Source organism: Myxococcus sp. AB025B (genome assembly GCF_006518215.1).
Taxonomy (GTDB): Bacteria; Myxococcota; Myxococcia; order Myxococcales; family Myxococcaceae; genus Myxococcus; species Myxococcus fulvus.
This window is the reverse complement of sequence record NZ_SRLW01000070.1, coordinates 26,588-37,154: the sequence shown is the minus strand read 5'-3', so window position 1 is coordinate 37,154 and position 10,567 is coordinate 26,588. Positions and strand designations below refer to the sequence as shown.

Annotated in this window: 9 protein-coding genes and 2 pseudogenes; 4 read left to right on the top strand and 7 right to left on the bottom strand. The window is 70.4% G+C overall.

Translation table 11 applies throughout. The annotated features are described in order from the left end of the window. Nucleotides 1-1,576: pseudogene (locus FL311_RS44060) on the top strand (cytochrome-c peroxidase); the annotation flags it as partial. Nucleotides 1,577-1,636: 60 nt separating this feature from the next. Continuing rightward, nucleotides 1,637-2,041 (top strand): DoxX family protein, encoded by a 405-nt coding sequence (locus tag FL311_RS14395; protein ID WP_141325714.1) that lies wholly within the window; start codon nt 1,637-1,639, stop codon nt 2,039-2,041. A 6-nt stretch (nt 2,042-2,047) separates the two neighbouring features. Here FL311_RS14395 and FL311_RS14390 read toward each other — a convergent pair whose 3' ends face one another. The 3 genes from FL311_RS14390 to FL311_RS14380 all read right to left on the bottom strand — a co-directional run bounded on the left by FL311_RS14390 (nt 2,048) and on the right by FL311_RS14380 (nt 4,441). Next, nucleotides 2,048-2,560, bottom strand: a complete 513-nt coding sequence (locus tag FL311_RS14390) for a hypothetical protein (RefSeq protein WP_194869203.1) — start codon at nt 2,558-2,560, stop codon at nt 2,048-2,050. Nucleotides 2,561-2,614: 54 nt separating this feature from the next. Beyond that, a complete protein-coding gene (locus FL311_RS14385) occupies nt 2,615-3,385 on the bottom strand; it encodes an SDR family NAD(P)-dependent oxidoreductase (RefSeq protein WP_141325712.1) in 771 nt (256 codons plus the stop codon). 81 nt (nt 3,386-3,466) lie between these two features. Then, nucleotides 3,467-4,441 (bottom strand): alpha/beta fold hydrolase, encoded by a 975-nt coding sequence (locus tag FL311_RS14380; RefSeq protein ID WP_141325711.1) that lies wholly within the window; start codon nt 4,439-4,441, stop codon nt 3,467-3,469. Between the two features lie 119 nt (nt 4,442-4,560). Between FL311_RS14380 and FL311_RS14375 the strand changes: the two genes are divergently transcribed. Beyond that, the gene (locus FL311_RS14375; protein ID WP_194869202.1) at nt 4,561-5,457 is read left to right on the top strand and encodes a LysR family transcriptional regulator; all 897 of its coding nucleotides are present in this window, start codon (nt 4,561-4,563) and stop codon (nt 5,455-5,457) included. 332 nt (nt 5,458-5,789) lie between these two features. Here FL311_RS14375 and FL311_RS14370 read toward each other — a convergent pair whose 3' ends face one another. The 4 genes from FL311_RS14370 to FL311_RS14355 all read right to left on the bottom strand — a co-directional run bounded on the left by FL311_RS14370 (nt 5,790) and on the right by FL311_RS14355 (nt 9,656). Continuing rightward, nucleotides 5,790-6,257 carry a hypothetical protein gene (locus FL311_RS14370; protein ID WP_141325709.1) on the bottom strand — a complete coding sequence of 156 codons (468 nt, stop codon included), beginning with the start codon at nt 6,255-6,257 and terminating at the stop codon, nt 5,790-5,792. Nucleotides 6,258-6,376: 119 nt separating this feature from the next. Beyond that, nucleotides 6,377-7,966 carry a glucose-6-phosphate isomerase gene (locus tag FL311_RS14365; RefSeq protein WP_141325708.1) on the bottom strand — a complete coding sequence of 530 codons (1,590 nt, stop codon included), beginning with the start codon at nt 7,964-7,966 and terminating at the stop codon, nt 6,377-6,379. Nucleotides 7,967-8,053: 87 nt separating this feature from the next. After that, the gene (locus FL311_RS14360; protein WP_141325707.1) at nt 8,054-8,959 is read right to left on the bottom strand and encodes a sterol desaturase family protein; all 906 of its coding nucleotides are present in this window, start codon (nt 8,957-8,959) and stop codon (nt 8,054-8,056) included. A 22-nt stretch (nt 8,960-8,981) separates the two neighbouring features. Continuing rightward, entirely contained in the window at nt 8,982-9,656 is a 675-nt protein-coding gene (locus tag FL311_RS14355; protein ID WP_141325706.1) for a TetR/AcrR family transcriptional regulator, read from the bottom strand. Nucleotides 9,657-10,010: 354 nt separating this feature from the next. Between FL311_RS14355 and FL311_RS46275 the strand changes: the two are divergent. Further along, nucleotides 10,011-10,463, top strand: a pseudogene (locus FL311_RS46275) (M23 family metallopeptidase); the annotation flags it as partial. Nucleotides 10,464-10,567: the final 104 nt, after the last annotated feature.

The window sequence follows — 10,567 nt, the reverse complement described above, 5'->3', positions numbered from 1 at the left end:
GGTGGGGCAGGGCGGCGCGCGGCTGGGGCAGGTGGAGGTGGGCGAGGGCCCCACGGGCATCGTCCTCGACGCGGGGCGCGAGCGGCTCTACGTGCTCAACCACTTCGGCGGGAGCATCTCCGTGCTCAACGCGGACCGGCTCGAGGAGCTGTCGCGCGTGGCCTTCTTCGACCCGTCGCCGAAGGCCATCAAGGTGGGCCGCAAGCACCTCTACGACACGCACAAGACGTCGGGCCTGGGGCACGTGTCCTGCGCGTCGTGCCACGTGGACGGGCGCATGGACCGGCTCGCCTGGGATTTGGGCGACCCGAGCGGGACGGTGAAGGCGCTGGACGGCCAGAACCTGGGCATGGGCCTGCCGCTGCCGCCCTTCGAGGCGTGGCACCCGATGAAGGGCCCCATGACGACGCAGACGCTCCAGGACATCATCGGCAAGGAGCCGCTGCACTGGCGCGGAGACCGCGCGAGCCTGGAGGAGTTCAACCCCGCCTTCGAGGGCCTGCAGGGCGACGACACCCAGCTCACCCCGCGCGAGATGAGCGAGCTGCGCTCCTTCCTCGCCACGCTCACCTTCCCGCCCAACCCGTTCCGCGACCTGGACAACTCGCTGCCGCGTGACTTGCCGCTGCCGGGCCACTACACGACGGGCCGCTTCGCGCCCGTGGGCAAGCCGCTGCCCAACGGAGACGCGACGCGGGGGCTGGCGCTGTTCCGTCCGCCGCGTCTCCTGGCCCAGGGGCTCTTCGCGTGCAACACCTGCCACACCTTCCCGTCCGGGCTCGCGGTGAGCGCGCAGTGGAACGGCGCCATGTGGATGCCGCTGCCGAAGGGGGCGATGGGCGAGTCCCACCACGCGCTCGTGTCCACCGACGGCAGCACCAACGTCACGCTCAAGGTGCCGCAGCTGCGCAACCTCTATGAGAAGGTCGGCATGGAGCTGACGCAGAAGGAGAGCCTGGCCGGCTTCGCCTTCATCCACGACGGCAGCGTGGACTCGCTGTCGCGCTTCATCACCGAGCCGACCTTCCACCCGGAGAGCGACCAGGAGGTGGCGGACCTCACCGCGCTCCTGCTGTCCTTCGCGGGCTCGGAGCTGCCGCGCGGCTCGGCCACGGACATGTTCCTGCCGCCGGGGCCCGACTCCAAGGACTCCCACGCGGCGGTGGGGCAGCAGGTGACGCTGTCCTCCGCGACGCCCGCCCAGTTCGTGCGCGTGCTCCAGTTCATGTCCCTGGCCGAGCAGGGCAAGGTGGGACTGGTGGCCAAGGGCGTGCGCCAGGGTGAGCCGCGCGGCTTCACCTACGTGGGCAACGGCGTCTTCCAGTCGGACCGCGCCTCCGAGAAGGTGGGCGCGTATCTGCTGCTGGCGGGAATCCGCCCCGGCGCGGAGCTGACCTACACCGTGGTGCCCGCGGGCTCCGAGCGGCGCATCGGCGTGGACCAGGACGAGGACGGGATGCTCGACCGGGACGAGCTGGACCGGGGGCGCAGGCCGGACCGGCCGTACGACGGCCGGCACCTCGTGGAGGTCGAGGGGGCGGGTCAGGTTGGCCCGGTTGCGACCTCGGATTTGTAGCCCGTATCGTCGCGCGCGGGGGGCTGCGAGTCAGCCCATGTGCTCCTTGGAGGCGTGTGCATGAAGCTGAAAGTCGCGTACTGGGTCGTCACCGCGCTGGTCTCGCTGTCCGCCGCAGGCTCCGCCTTCATGTACCTCACCGACGCGCCGCCGATGGTGGCCGCCTTCGAGCACCTGGGCTACCCGGCCTACTTCCGGACCATGCTCGGCATCGCCAAGGTGCTGGGCGTGCTGGCGCTGTGGGCTCCGCTGCCGCGCACGCTGCGGGAGTGGGCCTACGCCGGCTTCGCCATCGACTTCGTGGCGGCGGCGGTGTCTCACACGGCCATGGGGGACCCGGCGGGCAAGTCCGCCGTTCCCGTCGCCATGTTCGTGCTGCTCATCACCTCGCACCAGCTCTGGCACCGCGTGTCGTCGGGTGCCGGCGTGGAGTCGGTGCCGCAGGTGCGGGCTGCCGGAGCCTGACGTCGCTCAGGGCGTCTGGGGCCAGGCGACGCGGGGCTCCTCGTCGCCCCTGGCCACCAGCACGCTGACGTCGTCCGCGAGGTCCTCCGAGTCGAGGGCCTCCAGCACGGTGTACACGCCGGCCTTCTCGTCCATCACCAGGCAGTACACGCGCAGGTGGCCTTCGCGCAGCTCGCCGCCCTCCACCTCGCCGTTGCCCGTCCAGCCGAGCGCATCGGTGAGCAGCTCCTCCACCGCGACGCGCTTCTCCACGTCGTGGCCGGTGCCCTTGCCCTCGATGGGGTACTGGACGATGAGCGTGGACAGGCTGTCCGGCTCCACCTCGTCGTAGCCCTCCTCGATGAGCGGGCCGGCCACGTCGGCGATGGCGAAGTCGGGGTCCTCTTCCGGAGGCAGCGGCACGTCCTTCTGCTCGCCCACCTCGCCGACGAAGCCCCAGTGCGTGGTGAGCACGCCCTCATGGACCCACGCCTCCCAGTAACGGAGGCGGTCGCCTTCCTTCTTGTAAAGCTTCAGCAATGTAAGACCCCAGGGGAGGGCCCTGCATAGCATGACGCTGGGGGTCCGCCGCGTTCAGAAGGCGCGGCCCTGTCCACCGTCCACCGGGAGCGTGGCGCCCGTCACCCAGCGGGCGCGCTCCGAGCACAGGAAGACGACCACGTCCGCCACCTCCTCGGGGGTGCCGAAGCGGCCCCAGGGCAGCTCGTTGCGCACCATGCGTGCGACCTTCTCCGGGTCCGCCTTCTGGCGTTTGTCCCAGCTTCCGCCCGGGAAGAGGATGGAGCCGGGGGCCACGCCGTTGACGCGGATGTGGTGGCGCGCCAGGTCCACGGCCATCTCCTTGGTCAGCGCCGTCAGGCCCGCCTTGGCCGTGGTGTAGGGGGCGCTGGTGGCGTACTCGCGGCCGTAGATGGAGTTGATGTGGATGATGCATCCGCCGCTGTTGGCGCGCATGACCTCCACGGCGGCCTGGCTGCACCACACCGCGGACAGGAGGTTGCCGTGGAGCACGGTGGACCACTGCTCGGCGGTGGCCATGTCGAACGCGCCCGCGCCGCCGCTGCCGCCCACGTTGTTGACCAGGATGTCCAGCGAGCCGAACGCCTCCACCGCCGCGTCCACCGCCGCCTTCGCGCCCTCCTTCGTGGACACGTCCGCGACGACGGTGGCGATGCTCGCGCCCGAGGAGCGCAGCTCCTTCGCGGTGGCCTCCAGGGCGTCCGCGCCGCGAGCGCTCAGGCACACCCGAGCGCCCTCCTTGGCGAGCGTCGCCGCGATGGCTCGACCGATTCCCCGGCTGCTCCCCGTCACGAGGGCCGCCTTGCCTTTGAGCTCCAGGTTCATGGGCCCGCGTTCTACTTCAGGGCACATGGGGTGGATGGGACGGAGTGTGGGGGTTGCACGACATTCGACGGCCGGGTCCGGTTACCGGGGGTTCACCGGCCGGGGCGTGAGGGCCTGGATGGCGAGCCACTCCACGGCCTCCTCCCACAGGGAGGCGCGGGAGCCCTCGCGGAAGAAGCCGAAGTGGCCGATGGGGTGGCCCGCCTGCTTGGGCGTCACCCGGCGGTGGTCGACGAGTGCGTCCGCGTAGAAGCCCAGCAGGTGCTCCACGGCGGCCTTCGAGGCGATGGGGTCGTCGGAGAAGCTGTAGGCCCGCACGGGCAGGTAGAGCGACGCGTAGGACTCGCGGCGGGGCTCGCCGCCCTCGCTCAGGAGGTAGTTGGGGTCCAGGCACCAGCGGGCCCACTGGCGGGCGACGCCCGCGGGCAGGTCTTCCACGGTGCCGGCCCAGCCGGGCAGCTTGCCGAAGGCGCGGGTGAGGGCGGGCGTCAGCACGCGCCAGTTGAGGGCCATGCGCAGCCGCTGGGGGAAGAGCTTGTAGTAGCCGGAGCCGGCGGCGACCGTGAGCAGCGCGGAGACCTCGCTTGCGTTCTCGGCGAGGCCGAGCAGCTGGCCTCCCACGCTGTGGCCCACGAGCAGGAGCCTGCGGCCGGGGAAGCGCTCGCGCACGGCGGCGATGGCGCCCGCGAGGTCCTGGCGTCCCCAGTCCTCCATGTTCGCCTCGAAGCCCTCGAGCTTCTCGGGGCGGGAGCCGCCGATGCCGCGGTAGTCGAAGGTGATGGTGGGGAAGCCGCGCCGGGCGAGGAAGGCGGCGAAGCGCGCGTAGTAGCGCTGGCGGGCGCCGGTCGCGCTGCTGATGAGCACCACCGCGCCCACCTCCGCGCCCTCGTGGGGGAAGAGGGTGGCGGAGAGCGGGTAGCCGTCCAGGGCCTGGAGGCGGAAGGGGACGCCGGTGCTCGGGCTGGCATCCGCCACCGTCAGTCGCTCCTCCTGGGGGAGGTCGCGCACCGTGGGGCCCGCGTCCTGTTCCAGCACCGGCGCATGAGCCATGGACATGATGTTCTCCTGTGTTTCATGCGGCGCCTGCCTGGGCGTCCGCTGATTCGTCCTGTCCGAGATAGCGCTGGAAATGCTGCGGGAATGCAGGGCTTTGCTGCACCATTGCAGGCATGGATATGCGATGGGACGACCTGCGCTACCTGCTCTCCGTGGCGCGCCAGGGCTCGCTCGCCGGGGCGGCGCGGGAGCTGCGCGTCGATGCGACCACGGTGGGGCGCAGGTTGACGGCGCTGGAGAAGGCGCTCGGGACGCGGCTGGTGCTGCGGGGCTCGCGCACGCTGGGGCTCACCGAGGACGCCGAGGCGGTGGTGGCGCGTGCGAGGGAGATGGAGGACTCGCTGCGCTCGCTGCATGACGCCGTGTCGGCGGAGGCGAGGGTGGAGGGGTCGGTGCGCATCGCGGCGACGGAGCACCTGGCGCAGGCGTTGTTCGCCGCCCACCTGGGCGTGCTGCATGCGCGTCATCCGGGGTTGAACGTGGAGCTGTTGGTGGGGACGGAGCTGGTGGACCTCCAGCGAGGGGACGCGGACATGGCGCTGCGGCTGGTGCCGCCGCGAGGGGACGCGCTGGTGGTGCGCAAGGTGGGCGAGATGGCGTTCGCGATGTACGCGTCGCGAGGCTACCTGCGGCGACACGGCGCGCCCCGGCCCGGGGACTTCAAGGGACACACGGTGCTCGTGTACCGGACGGGGCTGACCTCGGGCGAGGAGTCCGAGGAGCTCAAGCGGGTGACGGCGGGAGGGCGTCGGTTGCTGCAGAGCAACAGCACGTCGGCGCTGCGCGAGGCCGCGGCGGCGGGGCTGGGCGTGGCGTTGCTGCCGTGCCTCACGGGCGGGCGCGATGTGCGGCTGACGCGCGTGGGCGCGGAGGTGCTGGCCAAGCGGCCGTTGTGGCTGACGTTCCACAAGGATTTGCAGCGGAGCCTGCGCGTGCGGGCCACGGCGGACTGGGTGGCGGAGGTGTGCCGGCGCGAGAAGGCGGGCCTGTCCGGCACGGAGTCGCGCGGGCGCTGAGCGACGAGGTCAGGAGCGTGGCTTGTTCGGAGCATCATCGTGCGGACGCGCCGAGTCATGAGACGCGGAGCGCACGCTGCCAGGGCATGTAGCGGAGCTCCACTCGCGAGGGACAGTGATGCGCGGAGGCTCAGTGCGCGAGCGAGCGGCCCCGTCCCGAGGGCGCGGTATCGAGTCCTCGTTCGCGCCACTTGTGGGCACGGCGAATGGCAGGGTGCCCCCATGCATCCGCTGGGAGCAGGTGACACCCTCTGCTCGCGGTCGAGCGCTGACTCACCGGACCTCTTCGTCGAGGAGGCTCGACGACTGTGGGGGGCGGCTGACGAGCCTGCCTAGACCGCGAGGAGCCGTGAGACCTTCAGCAGCATGGCGGGGATGAGGTCAGTCCACATGCATGCCGCGAGATAGCTCCCCGCGGCGCCCAGGTAGCAGAGGCTCTGCGAGGTCGCGTTGTCCTTGTCGCGCTGAACGGCGCTGAGCCCGGCCGGGAGCGCTGCGCCGAAGCCGACGACGTACCACAACAGCCACCACGCCTCGGGGCGAGTCTCCAGCGATGCCTTGACGGCTCCCGCGAGAATCAACCCTTGGACCGAGCAGAGGATGAACAACACGCTGGTGATGACGACATTCTCCGTCCGCCTCGCGGCCTCGGAGGTGGCGGCGTCACCGTCATGCCCGCGCGCGGCCTTCCGCGAACGAGCCGAGGCCGCCAGCGCGAAGGCGACGAAGCACAGCCCCACCGCATAGGAGTAGAGGACGTCGAACAGGTACGCCTTGAGGGTGAACCAGAGAAACGACATGGGTCTCCGCCAAGGGTTTCGTGAGGAGACGTCGGAGTCTCTGGGAGCATCCATCGAGGAACACCGCACCGTGGGAGGGCCCGGTGCTCGAGGGCACCGGGCCTGCTCCACCCCAGGGCTCACTTCACGTGGAAGCGGGCCTCCGAGGGGCGCGCGCCGCCCGAGCGCTGCACGCCGCGCCCGGGGTTCGCGGCCAGGTGCTGAAGCACCTTGAACACCGTCTCCACCTCGTCCGGCTGGCCGATGTCCGCCGCGAGCTGCTCCGCCGAGCGCGCCTCCGCCTTGGCCTCCTTCAGCCGCGCCGTGAGCTTCTTCTGGATGTCCAGCACGCTGGTCGCGGCCTTCTTGCCCGCCTCGACGCCCGGCTGGTGGTACGCGTTGATGTGCACCAGGCTCGCGTACAGGCCCACCGCGCGCTCGTAGAGCGCGATGAGCGCTCCCACCGTGCGCGCGCTCACGTCCGGCACCGTCAGGGTGATGGACTCGCGGCCCTTCTCGTACAGCGCGCGGCGCGTGCCCAGGAAGAAGCCCAGCAGGTAATCGCCGCTGGTGACGCCGCCCTCCACCTCCATCGACTCGCCGTCCCGGTCCTTGAGGACCTCGATGAACGTGGCGAAGAAGTTCGGCACCCCCTCGCGCAGCTGCTGCACGTACGCATGCTGGTCCGTGGAGCCCTTGTTCCCGTAGACGGCGATGCCCTGGTTCACCACCTTGCCGTCCAGGTCCTTCTCCTTGCCCAGCGACTCCATCACCAGCTGCTGGAGGTAGCGCGACATCAGGAGCAGGCGGTCCTTGTACGGCAGGATGACCATGTCTTTCACGCCGCGCCCGTCGCCCGCGTGGAACCACATCAGCGCGAGCAGCGCCGCCGGGTTCTTCAGCGCGTCGCGCTGCCGCGTCGCCACGTCCATCTCCCGCGCGCCCGCGAGCATCCCGTCGATGTCCAGCCCCTGCAGCCGCGCCGGCAACAGACCCACCGCCGACATCACCGACGTGCGCCCGCCAACCCAGTCCCACATCGGGAACATGCGCAGCCAGCCCTGCTTCTTCGCGTGCTGGTCCAGCTCACTGCCCGCGCCCGTGACGGCCACCGCGTGCTTGCTGAAGTCGAGCCCCTGCGCCTGATAGCCACGCTCGGCCTCCAGCATGCCGTTGCGCGTCTCCTTGGTGCCGCCCGACTTGCTGATGACCACCGTCAGCGTCTCGGCGAGCCTGCTCCCCAGCTGCCCCAGCACCCGGTCCATCCCATCCGGGTCCGTGTTGTCGAAGAACGACACCTGCATCTTGTCGTCCCGCGACGTCAGCGCGTCCGCCACCAGCTGCGGCCCGAGCGCCGAGCCGCCGATGCCCACCAGCAGCAGGTGCGTGAAGCGCGCCGCCTTCTGCGGCTTGAGCTTCCCCTCGTGCACGTCCCGGGCGAAGGCGTGCACCGCGGCCACCGTGTCGGTGATGTCCTTCGCCAGCGCGGGCTCCGGGGCCAGCTCCGGCGCGCGCAGCCAGTAGTGCCCCACGCGGCGGTTCTCGTCCGGGTTCGCGATGGCGCCCTTCTCCAGCGCCTCCATCTGGCTGAAGGCCTCCTCCAGCCGAGGACTCATCCGCTCCAGGAAGTCCGCCGCGAACCCCATGCGCGAGACGTCGAGGGAGAACCCCAGCGACGGGACGACGCTCAGATAACGCTGGTACCGCTCCCACAGCTCACGCTCGGTCATGGCTCCTCCTGGGGGCTCGCGCGAAGAAAAAGTGCCAGGTGGCTTAGCGCCTCCGAGCGGCCGTGGGAAGCCGAATGGGCCCCGGCCTCAGGCCGAGGGGCTCACTGTCTCCGGTTCCGAACTCGGCGGACCTTGTCGCGGCGTGGAGGAGTCCGCTGGCTTCCATGCGGGGTTGCGGAAGATGTAGCTCAGCCGCTGCCGCAGCGAGCCTCGCTTCGCCGCGTCCTTCGCGATGGAGGCGAACTCGTGGAACGCGATGCGCACCGGGTTGAACGTCTTCAGGTTCTTGGTGAGGCCGTAGACGGGCTTCTCACCCTCCGGCTCGAAGGTGCCGAACAGCCGGTCCCAGATGATGAGGATGCCCGCGTAGTTCTTGTCGAGGTAGCGCGGGTTGGCCGCGTGGTGCACGCGGTGGTGCGACGGCGTGTTGAGCACCCACTCGAGCGGCCGCGGCAGCCGGCCGATGGCCTCCGTGTGAATCCAGTACTGGTACAGCAGGCTCACTGACTGCTGGACGACAATCATCACCGGCGAGAAGCCCAGCAGCGCCAGCGGCGCCCAGAACACCCAGCTCGTCGGAGGCGTCCACGTCTGCCGCAGCGCCGTCGTCAGGTTGTAGTGCTGGCTGGAGTGGTGCACCACGTGTGATGCCCAGAAGAAGCGGCTCTCGTGGTGGACGCGGTGGAACCAGTAGTAGCAGAGGTCGTCCGCGAAGAAGAGGAGCACCCACGCGAGCACGCCCGTGCCCATGCGCAGCGGCGTCAGCTGGTACAGCGCCAGGTAGCCCGCGAAGGCCACGCCCTTCCACACCACGTTGATGAACACGTTGCCCAGCCCCATGGAGAGGCTTGCGAGCGAGTCCTTCCACGTGTGCCCCACCATGGCGGCGTTCTCCTCGCGCAGCTTCTTCACCCAGAAGAACTCGGCCACCACCGTCAGGATGAACACGGGAATGGCGGGTGCGATGAGGTCGGGGATGTGCGTGGCGTCCATGGGACACCTCCTTCAATGAAGCTCAGGACCTGGGGCGTGGGCGCGCTCGTTGCGATGTCGGAGGAGAGAAGGCGCTGCGCATGAAGCGGGTGAGGGCATCCAGCATGCCGCGGTGGGCCGGGTCGTTGGGACGGGCGCTGCCGCCCACGGCCGCGCCCTGCACGGCGTCCAGCGCCAGCTCCACCACCGCGTGGAACTCCGGAGACGAGGACGCCACGTCGGGGAACAGCTCGCGCGCCACCCGGTGCATGTTCTCGCGGTGGGGACCGTCCACGGCGGCGAGCGCCACGCGCAGCTCCGCGTCCGTGCGCGCCGCCACGTACAGCTCGATGGCCGCCTGCAGCTCCGGCCGCTGGTACGCCGCCCACAACATGTCCACCGCCGAGGCGATGCGGTCCTTGCCCGGGGGCCGCGCGCCCACGCCGGCCAGATAGTCCTGGATGAGTCGGGGGAAGAGGTGCTCCACCGCCGCGGCGAGCAGCTCCTCCTTGGTATCGAAGTGCGTGAAGAGGGCGCCCTGGGAGACGCCCGCTCGCTTCGCCACCTCCACCGTCGTCAGCCGGGCGTGACCCAGCTCCACCAACGTCTCGATGGTGGCGTCCAGCAGCTTGCGCCGCGTCGTCTCGCGTCGCTCCTGCTGCGTGCGCCGCACGGGGCGCGCCGCCTTGCGGTCCGGGGTGGAGGTCTTGGGGGCCATCGTCACGCGAAGCATAACGCCGGACTTAATGAGTGACCAGTCACTAAGTTCGTGGGCCTGGGGCGTGCGCGTGCGAGAGGGTGATCCACGCGTCCACTCCCGCCGAGACGGTGAGACATGCGCCGACCCGCGTCGCAAGCGAGGCGTGCCGGGGCCTCTTCGAGGCGGGACCTCGGACGGGCGAGCAGGCAGGTGCCCGTCCGCCATGGCGCGCTTCGCACTCGGGAGAGGGTGGTCATGGCCCAGCGACCGGGCAGGCGAGCCCGAGAGGCCCTGGTGATAGTCCTCGCGGGTTCGAGATAATTCGTCTGGGAAATACCCCAGGCACTTGTCTCCGTTGTCCGCCGGCCCGATATGAACCTTTCCTCCGCTCTCCTTGTCGGCTCCCTCCTGGCGTCCGCGCCAGCGGCTTCCAACTCGATGGCCTCTCCGGCGGAAGGCCTGCCGGAAGTGGGCGTCCCGTTTGCCTGTGGCCGCATCCACACGGTGAGCCAGGGACACGACACGGGCAGTCACCAACACAACGACACGTTCGCCTGGGACTTCCGCATGCCGGACGGCACGCCCATCGTCGCGGCGCGTGACGGGGTCGTGCGGCTGGCCCGCGGTGACAGCACGAAGGGTGGCTGCGACGAGAAGTTCGCGCCCTACGCCAACTACGTCGTCATCTCGCACGGTGACGGGCTGGAGACGCAGTACCTCCACTTCAGCGCGGTGGTGGTGAAGCCCGGCGAGAGCGTGAAGGAGGGGCAGCTCATCGGCTTCTCCGGCTCCACCGGCTGGGCGTGCGGCGCGCACCTGCACTTCAAGGTGGCGCGCGAGGTGGGCAAGGGTTGGAACAACCCGTCCGTGCCCGCGCGCATCGCTGGCTACGGGGACCCGGTGCGCGACACGCGCGTGGCCGCGCCCAT